Raw genomic sequence first — 15,103 nt, forward strand, 5'->3', positions numbered from 1 at the left:
CAACGGCAAAGAGGCGGCAATTATAGGAGCCACGCCCCGCTAATGCCGGCCGCTGGCCGGGAGCGTTCGCCTCACAGGTACCGCAACCACGCGATATCCCGCCGCCGCGCCTTCAACCGCGCAAACGCCCGGGTCGGCCAGTACAACGCCAGCGCCAGCACGGCGGTGATCGCCCACAGCGTGGCGACGTGGTCCACGCCGAAGTAGGCGCCGTGGGTCTGCCCCCAGCGGGCTTCGGCCAGCACATACAGCAGCTTCAGCACATACAGATGCAGCAGGTAGAAGAACATCGGCGCCGCCCCGATGTCGGCCAACGGTGCCAGTGCCCGTGCCACCGCCGGGCGCTCGTACAGGCGCAGCAGCAACAGCCCCACGCCCACGGTGAGCAGCACGAACAGCAGCGACGGCGGGTACTTGGTGACGTTGAAAACGCTCATCACGGTCTGGCCGGCCGTGCCCAGCGCCTGCCAGGGCGCGTCGCCATACACGTTCAGCGCCCGCAGCAGCACGAAGGCAAGCAGCCCCGCCGCACCGGCCCAGAGCAGCCGCCGCCGGCGCAACCCGGCATCACCGTCGCGCGCGAACCACGGCCCCAGCGCGTAGCCCAGCGCGATCACCCCGATCCACGGCAGCACCGGGTAGGAGGTGCGCAGCCGCAGCTCCCCGCCCACGGCGATCCAGTCGCGCTGGTGCAGCACCTTCCACAGCACCGCCAGCGCGCCATCGCCCTGCACGTGCACGCCATCGAGCAGGTTGTGGCCGGCGATCAGCAGCAGCGCCACCAGCGCCAGCAGCCCGCGTGGCAGCCACAGCAGCCCGGCCAGCGCGATCATGCTCAACCCGATCGCCCAGATCACCTGCAGGTAGATCACGCTGGGCGGGAACTGCAGGGTCCAGGCGAAATTCACTACCAGCACTTCCAGCACCACCAGGAACAGCCCGCGCTTGAGCAGGAAGGCCGCCGCCGCGCGCCGGCCCTGGGCCTGGCCGCTGCCGTACAGCCAGGCCGACAGGCCGGTGAGCAGTACGAACACCGGCGCGCACAGGTGGGCCAGCAGCCGGCTGACGAACAGTGCCGGTTCGACCTGGTCCACGGCCATCGGGTCGGCCACCTGCGCGTGCAGGTAGAAGGTCTCGCGCACATGGTCGAGCAGCATCAGCACGATCACCGTGCCACGCAGTTGGTCGATCGAGGTCAGGCGGGGAGAGGCTGGGGCCACGGGCGCTGCCAGGTCTGGCATGACAGGATATAACATAACAATGCGGGATGGCCGCTGCCGCCGTGGCTTTGCCGACTGCGGCGGTTGATGGTTCGCGCGGGCGCCGTGCCGGGCTGCCGGCCAATCCCCGGCACAAGCGCTGGACTTGCCTGGACATGAACGCTAGCGTGGACCAGATTTTTTGCCAGCAGGGGCTTCCATGAACAACGACGCTGCGCCCAAGCAGCTTACCTTCCGCGCGGTGGTGCTTGCCATCGTGCTGGCGGTGATTCTGTCCGCCGCCAACGCCTACCTGGGTCTGTTCGCAGGCCTGACCATCGCCACCGCCATTCCCGCCGCGGTGATTTCCATGGGCGTGCTGCGCCTGCTGGGCGGTGGCACCATCCTTGAAAACAACATCGTCCAGACCGGCGCCTCGGCCGGCTCGTCGATCGCCGCCGGGGTGATCTTCACCATCCCCGCGCTGGTGATCATGGGCTACTGGCCGGACTTCAAGTACTGGTGGGTGCTGGGCATCGCCGGCCTGGGTGGCCTGCTCGGGGTACTGTTCTCGGTGCCGCTGCGGCGCTCGATGATCGTCGAAGACCCGCTGCCCTTCCCGGAAGGCAAGGCGGCCGCCGAAGTGCTCAAGGCCGGTGAAAACCCCGGCCCGGGCCTGAAGATCCTCGCCGTATCGGCGGTGATCGGCGCCTTCGTGAAGGTGGCCGCGGCCAGCGGCATGCGCCTGATTCCCGATGCCTGGGCACAGTCGGCCTATATCGGCAGTTCCAAGATCACCGCCTTCATCGGCACCAACCTGTCGCCGGCGCTGCTCGGCGTGGGCTACATCGTCGGCCTCAACGTCGGCATCGTGGTGGTGTCCGGCTCGATCCTGTCCTGGCACATCGCCATTCCGCTGTACCAGGCCTTCTTCATGGACAGCGACCCGGCGCTGGCCGCTTCGATCGCCACGGCGTCCTCGACCGACGCGGCCTTTGCGATCTGGAGCGCCAAGATGCGCTACCTGGGCGTGGGCGCGATGCTGATCGGCGGCGTCTGGACCCTGATCTCGCTGCGCAAATCGCTGCTCAGCGGGGTCAAGAGCGGCTTTGCCGCCGCGCGCAAGAGCGGCGGCCCGGCCGTGGCCGAGACCGAGCGCGACCTGCCGATGAAGTGGATGCTGGTGGCGCTGGTGGTGTTCACCCTGCCGCTGCTGGCGCTGTACCAGGGCATCGTCGGCCAGTGGCACGTGTCGATCCCGATGACCCTGATCATGATCGTCGCCGGCTTCCTGTTCGTCTCGGTGTCGGCCTATCTGGCCGGCCTGATCGGTTCGTCCAACAACCCGGTGTCGGGCATCACCATCTCCACCATCCTGTTTGCCTCGGCGGTGCTGGTGCTGCTGCTGGGCAAGAGCGGGCTGACCCCGGTCGGCGTCGGTGGCGCGCCGTTGGGCGCGGTGGCCGCGATCATGATCGGTGCGGTGGTCTGCTGTGCCGCCGCGGTCGGTGGCGACAACCTGCAGGACCTCAAGGCCGGTTACATCGTCGGTGCCACGCCGTGGAAACAGCAGCTGATGCTGGGCATCGGCGCGTTCTCGTGCGCGCTGATCATGGCCCCGGTGCTGAACCTGCTGGCCACCGCCTACGGCATCGGTGCCCCCACCGCCGCCCATCCCAACGCGCTGGCCGCACCGCAGGCCAACCTGATGGCATCGGTGGCCAAGGGCCTGTTCGGCGGGCAGCTGCCGTGGACCTTCATCGCCATCGGTGCCGGCATCGGTGCGCTGATCATCGCCCTGGACGGTTGGCTGAAGTCGCGCAACGCACGCTTCCGCGTGCCGGTGCTGGCCGCGGCGATCGGCATCTACCTGCCGCTGGAACTGATGGTGCCGATCTTCCTCGGCGGCCTGATTTCCTACCTGGTCGAGCGTTTCCACAAGGTGCGTGCCGAAGACGAGGAAGGCCGCGACCGCGTGCACAAGCCGGGCGTGCTGTTCGCCGCCGGCCTGATCACCGGCGAGGCGCTGATGGGTATCGCCATTGCGGTGCCGATCGTGCTCAGCGGCCGTGCCGACGTGCTGGCCCTGCCGTTCGCCCTGCCCGGTGCCGACTGGATCGGCCTGGCCGTGCTGTTCGTGGTGGGCTGGCTGATCTACCGCACCGGCAAGCGGGGGTAGCTGCTGCGTATTCCGCAACAGCCCCACGCATTGCTGCGCAAAGCGTGGGCCCCGGTCACCATCACCCACATCCCCTGCGGCTGTCGCCGCGCCCCCCTTGACTCAAGGGGGGCTCTTCCTGCGTCCAGCCCAGCATGACCTGTGGCCTTTGCTGAAAGAACTCCATCGGCCTACCATCGGCGCTTTGCCGTCCCGCGGAGAACCCGATGAAACTTCGTTACGCCCTGCTGCCGTTGTGCCTGCTGACTGCGTTGCCGTCGCTGGCCGCCACGCGTGGCCTGGATGTGCGCGACATGGTCGCGCTGGATCGGGTCTCGGCCCCGTTGCTGACCGCCGATGGCGGCACCGTGGTGTTCGCCAAGCGCGTGGTCGGTGCCGAGGGCAAAGCCAGCACCGGCTTGTTCATCCGCAACCTGCGCACCCGCGACGCCGCCCCGCCCAGGCCGCTCACCCCGGCCGGCTGGAACGTCAACTCGGCCGCGCTGTCGGCCGATGGCGGTACGGTGTATTTCCTCAGCGCCAAGGGCGGCAGCCAGCAGCTGTATGCGCTGCCGATCGGTGGCGGCAACCCGCGCCAGCTGACCGATTTCCCGGTCGATGTGGACAGCTTCCAGGTCTCCCCGCAGGGCGACCGGGTGGCCTTCAGCAGTGGCGTGTTCCAGGCCTGCGGTTCGGACCTGGCCTGCACCAGCAAGAAGCTGGACGCGCACAAGGCGCGCAAGAACACCGGGGAGGTGTTCGACAGCATGTTCGTGCGCCATTGGGATACCTGGAACGATGGCCGCCGCAACACCTTGTTCGTGGCCCCGCTGCCGGCGGCCAAGGCCGCCGCGGTGAAGGGTGCCTCGGCGATCAGCGCCACCCTGGACGGCGATGCGCCGTCCAAGCCGTTCGGCGGCAACGACGATTTCGCCTGGGCGCCGGACGGCAGGAGCGTGGTGGCCAGCATCCGCGTGGCCGGCAAGCAGGAGCCGTGGTCGACCAACTTCGACCTGTACCGCCTGGATGCCGATGGCAAGCAGGCGCCGGTCAACCTGACCGCGTCCAACCCGGCCTGGGATGCCGGCCCGGTGTTCAGCGCCGACGGTAAGACCCTGTACTACCGCGCGATGAAGCGCCCCGGTTTCGAGGCCGACCGCTTCGGGGTGATGGCGCTGGACCTGGCCACCGGCAAGGCGCGCGAGATCGCGCCGGGCTGGGACCGCTCGGCCGGTGAAATCGTGCTGGCCGACGACGGCAGGAGTTTCTACACCGGCGCCGACGACCTGGGCGAGCACCGCCTGTTCAACATCGACATCGCCACCGGCAAGGCCACCGTCGTCGCCGAAGGCGGCAGCATCGGCTCGCCGGTATTTGCCGGCAGCACCCTGGCCTATACGAAGAACAGCCTGAAGAGCGGCGACCAGGTCATCGTCGCCGGCGCCGACGGCAGCAGCCCGCGCGAGATCACCCCGAGCGCGGCGCAGATGCTGCCCGACGTGGCCTTCGGCGATTACGAGCAGTTCCAGTTCAAGGGCTGGAACAACGACACCGTGCACGGCTATGTGGTCAAGCCGTACAACTACCAGGAAGGCAAGACCTACCCGGTGGCCTTCCTGATCCACGGCGGCCCGCAGGGCAGCTTCGGCAACGGCTGGAGCTACCGCTGGAACCCGCAGACCTATGCCGGCCAGGGCTATGCGGTGGTGATGATCGACTTCCATGGTTCCACCGGCTACGGCCAGGCGTTCACCGATGCGATCAGCCAGCACTGGGGCGACCGCCCGCTGGAAGACCTGCAGAAGGGCTGGGCCGCCGCGCAGAAGCAGTACCCGTTCCTCAACGGCGACAAGGCCTGCGCGCTGGGCGCCAGCTACGGCGGCTTCATGGTCAACTGGATCGCCGGCAACTGGAACCAGCCGTGGAAGTGCCTGGTCAACCATGACGGCGTGTTCGACCAGCGCATGATGGGTTATGCCACCGAAGAGTTGTGGTTCACCGAGTGGGAGCAGGGCGGTACGCCGTACCAGAAGGCGGCCAACTACGAGAAGTTCAACCCGGTCAACCACGTGGCCGACTGGAAGAAGCCGATCCTGATCATCCACGGCCAGCTGGATTTCCGCATCCCGGTCGAACAGGGGCTGGCCGCGTTCACTGCCGCCCAGCGCCAGGGCATCGAGTCCAGGTTCCTGTACTTCCCGGACGAGAACCATTGGGTGCTCAAGCCGCAGAACAGCGTGCAGTGGCATGACACCGTCAACGGCTGGCTGAAGCAGCACATCGGCGAATAAGCCCGATTCAAGCGCCGCCCCCAGGGGCGGCGCTTTGACATTGGTGGTGCCGGCGCGTGGCTGGCGGTTGTAACGCGTGTCCCACATCCATGAGGTTGCCGGCCAGCGGCCGGCACTACGCAGGCATTCCATACCCGTGAAAGCACCCCTGATCCAGAACGACATCGTCGTCTTCGGCCTGATCGCCGCCACCCTCGGTGCGGTGTTCTGGACCGCCTCGCGCCAGCAGGGCCCGTGGAAACGCTTCTACGCCATCGTGCCGGCGCTGTTGCTGTGCTACCTGATCCCGGGCATCTACAACACGGTCGGGCTGATCGACGGGCAGAACACGCGCCTGTACAACCCGGTGGCGCGCGACATCCTGCTGCCGGCCGCGCTGGTGCTGCTCACCCTGGCAGTGGACATCAAGGGCATCCTGCGGCTGGGGCCGAAGCTGATCGTGATGTACCTGGGCGCGTCCTTCAGCATCATGCTGGGCGCGGTGGTGGCGTTCCAGCTGATGAAGTGGCTGCACCCGGCCACCGTGGCCGGCGATACCTGGGCGGGCATGGCCGCGCTGGCCGGCAGCTGGATCGGCGGTGGCGCCAACATGCTGGCGATGCGCGAGGTGTTCGACGTCAACGCGACCACGTTCGGCCAGTTCGCGGTGATCGACGTGGGCGTGGGCTATGTGTGGATGGCTGCGCTGATCTTCCTGGCCGGGCAGTCGGCGAAGATCGATGCGCGCAGCGGGGCCGATACGTCGGGGATCGATGAACTGAAGCTGCGCATCGAGAAGTTCCGCAGCGAGCATGAGCGGGTGGCCAGCCTGACCGACCTGATGCTGATCGTGGCGGTGGCCTTCGGCACGGTGGGCCTGGCGCATGCGATTGCCGGGCCGGTCTCGGCGTGGTTCAAGGGCCATGTGAGCTGGGCGGCGCAGTTCAGCCTGGATGCGCCGTTCGTGTGGGTAGTGGTGATTTCCACCACCTGTGGCCTGGGCCTGAGCTTTACCCGCGCACGCAACCTGGAAGGGGCGGGGGCGTCGAAACTGGGCTCGCTGTTGCTGTATTTCCTGATCGCCTGCATCGGCATGCAGATGGACCTGCTGGCGCTGCTGGACCGTCCGTGGCTGTTCCTGCTGGGCATCATCTGGATCGCGGTGCACATCGGCCTGTTGCTGGCATTGGCGATGGTGTTGAAGGTGCCGTTCTTCTATTTCGCGATCGGGTCGCAGTCCAACATCGGCGGCCCGGCCTCGGCACCGGTGGTGGCTGCGGCGTTCCACCCGTCATTGGCCCCGGTCGGGGTGCTGCTGGGCACGATGGGGTATGCGACCGGCACGTATTTGGCCTACATCGTCGGCATCACGTTGCGGGCCATGGCCGGGGCCTGACGTCTCGCGGGCAAAAGCGCTGGCTGTTTAGTTCTCTGCGCGCAGGGGCGCGGGGTGGGAGGGGGTAGCGGGGCACACGTGAACCCATCCATGGGGCTTATCGCAGCATCCATGCTGCTCAAAGCCCCGCTACCCCCTCCCACCCCGCGCCCCGGACGGTTCAGCGTTGGCGGAAAGGAAATCAACGGCAGTCCGCGATGGGTGCAGGGTCATCTTTACCGGCGCACAGCGGCGGGTTCCAGGCGCTCTTGATTTTCCATCCGTTGAGGAAAATGTCGGCAGGGCGAGGGAGGGGGAGGCCCTGGCCGGACTTTGAGCAGCATGGATGCTGCGATAAGCCCCATGGATGGGTTCACGCGTGTCCGGCCAGGGCCTAGCCCTTCCTCGCCCACACGTGGGATCAAGGCAGCTGGCGCTCTACGCGCAGACCCAACGCTGCCGATGGTGCAACGTTTGGTGGCGCATGGCCACGATCAACAGCGCTTCTTCGGCGATGCGCAATGCGTCACCGTGCCGATCATTGGTATCGGCAGTCGTCTGGGGACCGACCCTACCAATCGCCAACCGCCAACCGCAGATCATCATTCAATGCGAGCAGGGGTGCGGACCGGCTTTTACGGGCTCTTGATCCTCTATCCGTCGAGGAAAATGTCGGCAGGGCGAGGGAGGGGTAGGCCCTGGCCGGACTTTGAGCAGCATGGATGTTGCGATAAGCCCCATGGACGGGTTCACGCGTGTCCGGCCAGGGCCTACCCCTCCCTCGCCCACACGTGGGACCAAGGCAGCTGACGCTCTACGCGCAGACCCAACGCTGCCGATGGTGCAACGTTTGGTGGCGCATGGCCACGATCAACAGCGCTTCTTCGGCGAGGCGCAATGCGTCACCGTGCCGATCATTGGTATCGGCAGTCGTCTGGGGACCGACCCTACCAATCGCCCATCGCCATTGACCGCGCGCGGCTTTACGCGCCAAGAAGTCCGCGTTCGATCAACCAGGCTTTGGCATCTTCGGCATCCTGCTCAAACCACGCCCGCGTCGACCCCAGCCGATACGTATACCCCCACGTATCCATGTCGGCCATCAACCGATCACTGCCCACGCCCGGCAACTGCCCGGCCAGCACGATCTGCAGGTAGCAGGTGGCGTCTTCTTCGGGGACCGAATCGGTTGCGTCGGTGTGCACCAGCGCACGCCGCTCCGGCGGCAGCACGATCAGGTGGCAGGCCTCGTGCAGCATCGAATGCACCGGCGTGTCGTCGCGCACGTACACATCGCTGCCGATGATCCCCGCCTCCGGTTCGCCCCAGTAACTGCCCGGAATCGGCGCAGCATCGTCCACCCGGTGCAGGCGCAGATCATGCGCCGCCAGCAGGGCCAGGGCATCCTCGAACTGGATATCGCCGACGCAGGTCACCCGGCCATCGGCTGTTGCAACCTCGGTGTTCATGGCATCACTTCAACCGCCCCTTCCGCGCCGGAAGGGGCGACATGGCTCAGGGCTGCTGCGGGCCTTCGGGCAACGCGACGGAAATATCGAGCACATCGTGCTCGCCGTCCTTGACCAGGTCCACCCGCACCGCATCGGCATCGATGTTGACGTACTTCTTGATCACTTCCAGCAATTCGCGCTGCAGCAGCGGCAGGTAATCCGGCCCACCGCGGTGGCTGCGTTCCTGCGCGATGATGATCTGCAGGCGGTTCTTGGCCGTTTCGGCAGTGGTCTTCTTTCGGTTCAGGAAATCGAACAGTCCCATGCTTACCCTCCGAACAGCTTGCTGAAGAAGCCTTTCTTCTCCACGGTGGTGAAGCGCATCGGACGCTCTTCGCCAAGGATGCGGCCAACCGCATCTTCGTATGCCTGGCCCGCCGCCGATTCGGGGTCCAGGATCACCGGTTCACCCTTGTTGGACGCATTGAGCACGTCGCCCGACTCGGGCACCACGCCAATGGCCTTCAGGCCCAGCACCTCTTCCACATCGGTGATGCTCAGCATCTCGCCGCTTTCCACCCGGACCGGGCTGTAGCGGGTCAGCAGCAGGAAGGCGGGCACGTTCTTGCCCGACTCGGCCTTGTGCGTCTTGGAATCCAGCAGGCCGATGATCCGGTCCGAATCGCGTACCGAGGACACTTCCGGATTGACCACCACCACCGCGCGGTCGGCGTAGTACATCGCCAGGAACGCACCCTTTTCGATGCCGGCCGGCGAATCGCAGATGATGTACTCGAAACCGTCCGCCGCCAGGTCGTCCAGCACCTTGCGCACGCCCTCCTGGGTCAGTGCGTCCTTGTCGCGGGTCTGCGAGGCGGCCAGCACGTACAGATTGTCGAAACGCTTGTCCTTGATCAGCGACTGCTTGAGCGTGGCCTCGCCGTGCACGACATTGACGAAGTCGTACACCACGCGCCGCTCGCAGCCCATGATCAGGTCCAGGTTGCGCAGGCCGACGTCGAAGTCGATCACGGCGACCTTCTTGCCACGACGCGCCAACCCGCAGGCCAGGCTGGCGCTGCTGGTGGTCTTGCCGACGCCGCCCTTGCCGGAAGTGACTACGATGATTTCAGCCAAAGGACTTCTCCTGATTTTCTTGTTTGGGTGCTGGTGCTGGATCAGTCCAGCGCCGCGATCTTGATCTGGTCCTGCTCCAGCCACACCTGCACGGCTTTGCCGCGCAGGTTGTCCGGAACATCGTCCAGTACCTTGTAATGGCCGGCAATGGCGACCAGTTCAGCATGGAAATCACGGCAGAAGATCCGCGCCGTGGTGTTGCCTTGGGCACCTGCCAGGGCGCGGCCCCGCAGCGTACCGTAAATGTGGATGCTGCCATCGGCGATCACTTCGGCGCCGGCACCGACCGTGGCCATCACCGTCAGATCGCAGTTTTCCGCGTAGAGCTGCTGCCCCGAGCGCACGTTGCTGGTCTGCATGCGGCCCGGCGCGGGCGCCGCAGCCGCAGTGGCCGGCACCGCTGCCGCTGCCGGCGCGGCAGCGCGGGGGCGCCGTGCCGGTTCCGGCGCCGGGGAGGGTGCCGGTGGCGGCGCTGCCGCCGCTTCCAGGTCGGCGCGCTCGTACTGGGCGCGGAACTTGGCCAGCAGCGGCAGGCCGAGCTGCTGGGACAGCCGTTCGGTTTCGGTGGTGCCATAGGCCAGCGCCACCGGCAGTACGCCGGCACTGCGCAGGCCGTCCAGCAGCGCCTGGGCGGTGGCCGCATCGGGCATCTGGCTGAGCCCGCCGAAATCCAGGATCACCGCCGCCCGCCCGAACAGCTTGGGCGCGCGTGCCACGCGGTCGTGCATTTCCCGGGTCAGGCGCTCCACGTCCAGCGTGCGGATGCGCAGGTTGGCGATACCGACCTGGCCGATCTTCAGTTCACCGGCCTGTTCAAAATCCATGTTTGCCGCCACCTCAGGTCCCCGTCGGTCGATGCGCGCGCAGTGGCTCGCGGCGATGGCCCACCCAGGGCACATCCGGCAACTGGTCGCCGTAGGTGTCGTGCACCCACTGGTAACTGCACAGGTCCTTGAGCAGCATGCTGGCGCGCACGTCGACGTGGGCCATGGTGTTCTGCCCGACCTCGCGGAAGCCGAAGCTGCCATGGAACAGCAGCGCCGCATCGGCGCCATGGTCCAGGAACACCTCGCAGGTCATCTGCGGGTAGCGCAGTTCGGCATAGCTTTGCGCATCGGCATAGAACGCACGGCCGACGCCGCCGCCACGACGGCGGCTGGCGACCACGATGCGGTCGATGTAGAAGAATTTGCTGTCCAGCTGCTGCTGGAACCAGGCGAAGTTGCTGCTGTCGTGCTGGCTATCGCTGCCGAAGCCGATCAAAAAGCCGGCCAGGTTGCCGTCGCGCTCGGCGACGCGGAAATACTCGGCGGTTTCATAGAACAGGCGCAGGCGGGCGGCATCCAGTGGCAGGATGGCCAGGCCGGCGTTGTTGTTCAGGGCCAGGACGGAATCGAGCTCGTGCTCGCGCACGTCGCGGATGACAATCGACATTGTGACTCCGTGGGGTAACGCGGTTGGCCCACCTTGGGGCCCTGCGTCCGATTATTGCATGGGTGGCGGGCAGGGGGGGGAGCCGGGGGCCATGACTTATGCCCGGGTGCAGGGGCGCAGGTTCAGCCTAAGATGCACCCATGTTGGGATACCTCAGTCAAACCCGGGTGCTGCGACTGGCCGGCCTGTTCACCTGGGTCATGGTCGGCCTGCCCGTGGTGTATTCGCAGTACGAATCGCTGCTGCGGCACCGCGGCGACGGCGTGGACAGCTGGGCGGTCTGGCTGTTCACCGCCTATCTGGCGTTCGGCGCCTGCTACTTCTGGCTGACCCGCGGCCTGCGCAATGGCGGCCATTCGGCCTGGTACGACCGGGTGGTGCTGCTGCTGCTGACCACCTCGGCGCTGGGCGTGAGCTACCTGAGCGGCTCGGGCCTGGGCAGCATCCTGATGATGGTCGCCGCCGGGGTCATCCCCTGGATGCTGCAGGTACGCGGCGGGGTGATCTGGCTGTTGCTCAGCCAGCTGGCGGTGCTGCCGGTCTACCACCTGATCCTGAACATGCCGCTGTTCGAGGCGGTGATGCAGTCGCTGTTGTATGGCGGCTTCTCCATGTTCATCTTCGTGACCAGCCTGGTCGCCCGCCAGCAGACCGACGCGCGCGAAGAGCAGCGCCGGCTCAACACCGAACTGCGCGCCACCCGCGTGCTGCTGGCCGAAAGCGCCCGGGTCAACGAGCGCACCCGCATCTCGCGCGAGCTGCACGACCTGCTCGGCCACCACCTGACCGCGTTGAGCCTGAACCTGGAGGTGGCCGGCCACCTCACCGAGGGCCAGGCCCAGGAGCACGTGCACCAGGCCCATACCCTGGCCAAGCTGCTGCTTACCGACGTGCGCGAGGCGGTCAGCCAGCTGCGCGACAGCGGCGCCATCGACCTGGCCGCCGCGCTGCGCCCGCTGACCGAGCAGGTGCCCTCGCTGGATATCCACCTGGACATCGAAGAGCCGCTGAACGTGGAAGACCCCGAGCGCGCCCATGTGCTGCTGCGCTGCACCCAGGAAATCATCACCAACGCGGTGCGCCACGCCAACGCCCGCAACCTGTGGATCCAGGTGCGGCGCCAGGCGCCGGGCGAAGTGGTGATCATGGCGCATGATGACGGGATGGGCGCCGACGGTATCGTGGTCGGCAACGGCCTGCGCGGCATGCGCGAGCGCCTGTACCAGTGTGGTGGGCAGTTGCAGATTGAAACCCGCCGGGGAGAAGGCTTCCGCCTTCGCGCCTCGGTTCCCGGCGTGCCAGTGCTGATGCTGGACACCCTCTAAAGGAGTGCGTTGATGATTCGCGTCTGCCTGGTCGACGACCAAACCCTGGTGCGGCAGGGAATCCGCTCGCTGCTGGCACTCGATGATGGCATCGAAGTGGTGGCCGAAGCGGCCGATGGGCGCCAGGCAGTGGAGCTGGTCCCGCAGATCCGCCCGGACGTGGTGCTGATGGACATGCGCATGCCGGTGATGTCCGGGCTGGAGGCGCTGCAGATGCTGTCGCGGCTGGGCCAGCTGCCGCCGACCATCATCCTGACCACCTTCGACGACGACCAGCTGGTGCTGGCCGGGCTCAAGGCCGGCGCCAAGGGCTACCTGCTCAAGGACGTGACCCTGGACCAGCTGGTGGGCGCTATCCGCACCGTGGCCGACGGCGGCTCGCTGGTGCAGCCGGCGGTGACCCAGCGGCTGCTGTCCGGGCTGGAGCACATGCGCAACGAGTTCGTCAGCCTGGACCGGCCCGACCCGCTGACCGACCGGGAGACCGAAATCCTGCGCCTGATGGCCAGCGGCTTCTCCAACAAGGAGATCGCCAACTCGCTGGGCGTGGCCGAGGGCACGATCAAGAACCACGTGTCCAACATCCTGTCCAAGCTCGGCGTGCGCGACCGCACCCGCGCGGTGTTGAAGGCGTTCGAGCTGCAGCTGGTGTGATGCGCATCCAGGCCACTGGGCAGGCCGTGCCGGTGGTCCGGATGAGAATCCTGAATAATGGCCGGAACCCTTGTGCGGCAAGGGTTGTGCGGCGCAGGCAGGGCGCGGCGGCCGAATCCGGCAAAGAAATATTGCCCATCCGCTACGTGCTGACACGCGTGATGCGCTATCTTTCCGCTCCTTGTCTATGCAAAACCGCTGCTGGCATGGAAACCGGTGCGCCAATCCTGATCAACAATACCCGCGAAGCCTGCTAGGATTGGCGCTTCGCTTCAATCAACCCGGCCGTGGGATCGGCCCCGGAGACTCCTGAATGACCCGTATTATCGAGTTCCTGATCGCCTTGGGGATCGTGGCTGGCCTGTTCGTCATCATTGGCGTATGTCTGCCGGGCGAGCGCCATATTTCTGAAAGCATCGAGACCAACCGCAAGATGACGATCGTGTTCGACACGGTCAACAGCCTGCGCCGCTTCAAGGACTGGAACCCGCTTGTACTGCGCGATCCTGCCGTTGAACTGAAGCTGTCCGGCCCGGCCTCCGGTGTGGGTGCCCGCCTGGACTACACCTCCAAGGACAGTTCCCTGGGCCAGGGTAGCTGGGAGATCACCGCGTCCGAGCAGAACAAGCTGGTGGCCGTCGCCATCGACGACGTCTCCAAGGGCCACGACAAGAAGACCAGCTTCACCCTCGAGCCGACCGGCAAGGGTGGCCGCAACGTCAAGATCACCCAGGACTACAGCGTCAAGTACGGCTTCAACCTGTTCGGCCGTTACGCGGGCCTGTACGTCAGCCGTCATATCGGTGACGACCTGAAGCTGGGTCTGTCGCGCCTGGCCAACATGCTGGCCACCGTGCCGAACATCGACTACCGCACCGCCGAAGCCCCGCTGACCGATCTGGCCATCGTGGACGTCCCGGCCGAAGACCTGTTGGTGGTGACCGCCGGCAACGTCGATCGCGGCCAGGAGACCATCACCAAGTCGATCCGGGACAACCAGGAGTGGATCAAGCGCGTGATGGAGGCCAACAACCTCGAAGCCGCCGGTCCGTTCCGCATCATCACCACCGATTTCGGTGCCGAGAAGTACGCCTTCGACGTGGCCCAGCCGGTCAAGAAGAAGGGTGCAGAAGCGGCTTCGGCCGAGGCCCTGGCGGTGAAGATCGATGCCGGCGCCCCGGTCAAGTACGTGCATGTCGCCCCGCACCGTTCGGCGCATGCGGCCTACACCGGCCACATGGCTGGCCTGGACATCGCCCGCAACGCGCTGCGTGCCTGGTCGGTGACCAACGGCAACGAAGTGATCGACCGTCCGTACGAGTCCTGGAAGGACGGCGTGGACAAGTCGTTCACTCCGGAAGGCACCTACGACATCTACTGGGCCGTCAAGTAAACCGACGGTTGCAGTGATGCAACGCAGGACCAGAAAACGCGCCGCTTATGCGGCGCGTTTTTTTTGGTTCTTCGCCGATTGCGCGGAGGGTAGTGCCGGCCGCTGGCCGGCTCCCCAGGAACCCATGATCAGCAAGCGCCGCGCTCGGCCTGGCCCGTAGGTTCATGAGGTTGCCGGCCAGCGGCCGGCACTACCCACTCCGGCGCTACCCGGACTGACCGGCGGATGGCCGTTGATCACGTACGAGGGGAGGCGCGCCGGCCGCAGTTGCAGTACGCTCGCGCTGGAACTTCTGCCGCTCCGCCTGCGGGGCTCTGTCCGCGAAGGATGCAACCATGCTCCACCTGGAACGACGCGCACGTAAACCTTCCCTGCTGGCCTGCCTGGGCGCGCTGCTGGCCGCCGCCGCGGTCGGCCTGTCGGCGTACGCTTCGCACGGCATCGCCGATCCGCTGGCGCAGTCGCACGTCAACACCGCCGCGCTGTACGCGTTCGGCCATGGCGTGGCGCTGGCCGTGCTCGGCCCCGGCCAGCACAACCGCGTCGGCAAGCTGGCGCTGTATGTCCTGCTGTTGGGCACCTTGCTGTTTTCCGGCAGCCTGGTGGCCGGTGCCCTGTGGCAGCTGCGCACCGGGCTGGCCCCGGTTGGCGGCACCGCGCTGATGGCCGGTTGGCTGGTGTACGGCCTGAACGCACTGCGGCGCTGA

14 protein-coding genes are annotated in these 15,103 nt (G+C 66.5%); 8 read left to right on the top strand and 6 right to left on the bottom strand.

The features are described from left to right. Positions 1-71: 71 nt before the first annotated feature. Positions 72-1,241: an acetyltransferase domain-containing protein gene (locus tag AC3ITM_RS05630; protein WP_489269032.1), complete on the bottom strand. Its 1,170-nt coding sequence runs from the start codon at positions 1,239-1,241 to the stop codon at positions 72-74. 178 nt (positions 1,242-1,419) lie between these two features. Between AC3ITM_RS05630 and AC3ITM_RS05635 the strand changes: the two genes are divergently transcribed. The 3 genes from AC3ITM_RS05635 to AC3ITM_RS05645 all read left to right on the top strand — a co-directional run bounded on the left by AC3ITM_RS05635 (position 1,420) and on the right by AC3ITM_RS05645 (position 7,023). Then, positions 1,420-3,378 (top strand): OPT family oligopeptide transporter, encoded by a 1,959-nt coding sequence (locus AC3ITM_RS05635; protein WP_489269033.1) that lies wholly within the window; start codon positions 1,420-1,422, stop codon positions 3,376-3,378. Between the two features lie 206 nt (positions 3,379-3,584). Then, the gene (locus AC3ITM_RS05640) at positions 3,585-5,648 is read left to right on the top strand and encodes a dipeptidyl-peptidase 5 (protein ID WP_489269034.1); all 2,064 of its coding nucleotides are present in this window, start codon (positions 3,585-3,587) and stop codon (positions 5,646-5,648) included. Positions 5,649-5,778: 130 nt separating this feature from the next. Continuing rightward, a complete protein-coding gene (locus tag AC3ITM_RS05645; protein WP_489270033.1) occupies positions 5,779-7,023 on the top strand; it encodes a DUF819 family protein in 1,245 nt (414 codons plus the stop codon). Between the two features lie 962 nt (positions 7,024-7,985). Here AC3ITM_RS05645 and AC3ITM_RS05650 read toward each other — a convergent pair. The 5 genes from AC3ITM_RS05650 to AC3ITM_RS05670 are packed head-to-tail and all read right to left on the bottom strand — an operon-like array spanning position 7,986 to position 11,024. Then, a complete protein-coding gene (locus AC3ITM_RS05650; RefSeq protein WP_489269035.1) occupies positions 7,986-8,471 on the bottom strand; it encodes a hypothetical protein in 486 nt (161 codons plus the stop codon). Between the two features lie 46 nt (positions 8,472-8,517). After that, a complete protein-coding gene (gene minE, locus AC3ITM_RS05655; protein WP_228886285.1) occupies positions 8,518-8,778 on the bottom strand; it encodes a cell division topological specificity factor MinE in 261 nt (86 codons plus the stop codon). Between the two features lie 2 nt (positions 8,779-8,780). Further along, positions 8,781-9,590, bottom strand: a complete 810-nt coding sequence (minD, locus tag AC3ITM_RS05660) for a septum site-determining protein MinD (protein ID WP_228886286.1) — start codon at positions 9,588-9,590, stop codon at positions 8,781-8,783. A gap of 41 nt (positions 9,591-9,631) precedes the next feature. Next, positions 9,632-10,414 carry a septum site-determining protein MinC gene (minC, locus tag AC3ITM_RS05665; RefSeq protein WP_489269036.1) on the bottom strand — a complete coding sequence of 261 codons (783 nt, stop codon included), beginning with the start codon at positions 10,412-10,414 and terminating at the stop codon, positions 9,632-9,634. Between the two features lie 13 nt (positions 10,415-10,427). Further along, positions 10,428-11,024, bottom strand: a complete 597-nt coding sequence (locus tag AC3ITM_RS05670; protein WP_159496063.1) for a GNAT family N-acetyltransferase — start codon at positions 11,022-11,024, stop codon at positions 10,428-10,430. 140 nt (positions 11,025-11,164) lie between these two features. On the opposite strand from AC3ITM_RS05670, the gene AC3ITM_RS05675 reads away from it, so the two are divergent. From AC3ITM_RS05675 to AC3ITM_RS05695, 5 genes are all read left to right on the top strand, one after another. Further along, entirely contained in the window at positions 11,165-12,349 is a 1,185-nt protein-coding gene (locus AC3ITM_RS05675; RefSeq protein ID WP_489269037.1) for a sensor histidine kinase, read from the top strand. A gap of 12 nt (positions 12,350-12,361) precedes the next feature. Next, a complete protein-coding gene (locus tag AC3ITM_RS05680) occupies positions 12,362-13,003 on the top strand; it encodes a response regulator (RefSeq protein ID WP_228886290.1) in 642 nt (213 codons plus the stop codon). After that, complete coding sequence (locus AC3ITM_RS05685; protein ID WP_489269038.1) at positions 13,003-13,260, top strand: hypothetical protein; 258 nt, start codon at positions 13,003-13,005, stop codon at positions 13,258-13,260. Before AC3ITM_RS05680 ends, AC3ITM_RS05685 begins: the two co-directional genes overlap by 1 nt. Positions 13,261-13,316: 56 nt before the next feature. Then, a complete protein-coding gene (locus AC3ITM_RS05690) occupies positions 13,317-14,396 on the top strand; it encodes a polyketide cyclase (protein WP_489269039.1) in 1,080 nt (359 codons plus the stop codon). 335 nt (positions 14,397-14,731) lie between these two features. Further along, complete coding sequence (locus AC3ITM_RS05695; RefSeq protein WP_489269040.1) at positions 14,732-15,103, top strand: DUF423 domain-containing protein; 372 nt, start codon at positions 14,732-14,734, stop codon at positions 15,101-15,103.

The sequence above is a fragment of the Stenotrophomonas sp. KH_029 genome (genome assembly GCF_057839765.1).

Bases quoted from the DNA above. Each gene is read 5' to 3' on its own strand.
- AC3ITM_RS05695 (WP_489269040.1), top strand. From the start codon at position 14,732: ATGCTCCACCTGGAACGACGCGCACGTAAACCTTCCCTGCTGGCCTGC.
- AC3ITM_RS05670 (WP_159496063.1), bottom strand. From the start codon at position 11,024: ATGTCGATTGTCATCCGCGACGTGCGCGAGCACGAGCTCGATTCCGTC.
- AC3ITM_RS05640 (WP_489269034.1), top strand. From the start codon at position 3,585: ATGAAACTTCGTTACGCCCTGCTGCCGTTGTGCCTGCTGACTGCGTTG.
- AC3ITM_RS05685 (WP_489269038.1), top strand. From the start codon at position 13,003: ATGCGCATCCAGGCCACTGGGCAGGCCGTGCCGGTGGTCCGGATGAGA.
- AC3ITM_RS05690 (WP_489269039.1), top strand. From the start codon at position 13,317: ATGACCCGTATTATCGAGTTCCTGATCGCCTTGGGGATCGTGGCTGGC.
- AC3ITM_RS05630 (WP_489269032.1), bottom strand. From the start codon at position 1,241: ATGCCAGACCTGGCAGCGCCCGTGGCCCCAGCCTCTCCCCGCCTGACC.
- AC3ITM_RS05650 (WP_489269035.1), bottom strand. From the start codon at position 8,471: ATGAACACCGAGGTTGCAACAGCCGATGGCCGGGTGACCTGCGTCGGC.
- minE (WP_228886285.1), bottom strand. From the start codon at position 8,778: ATGGGACTGTTCGATTTCCTGAACCGAAAGAAGACCACTGCCGAAACG.
- AC3ITM_RS05675 (WP_489269037.1), top strand. From the start codon at position 11,165: ATGTTGGGATACCTCAGTCAAACCCGGGTGCTGCGACTGGCCGGCCTG.
- AC3ITM_RS05680 (WP_228886290.1), top strand. From the start codon at position 12,362: ATGATTCGCGTCTGCCTGGTCGACGACCAAACCCTGGTGCGGCAGGGA.
- AC3ITM_RS05635 (WP_489269033.1), top strand. From the start codon at position 1,420: ATGAACAACGACGCTGCGCCCAAGCAGCTTACCTTCCGCGCGGTGGTG.
- minC (WP_489269036.1), bottom strand. From the start codon at position 10,414: ATGGATTTTGAACAGGCCGGTGAACTGAAGATCGGCCAGGTCGGTATC.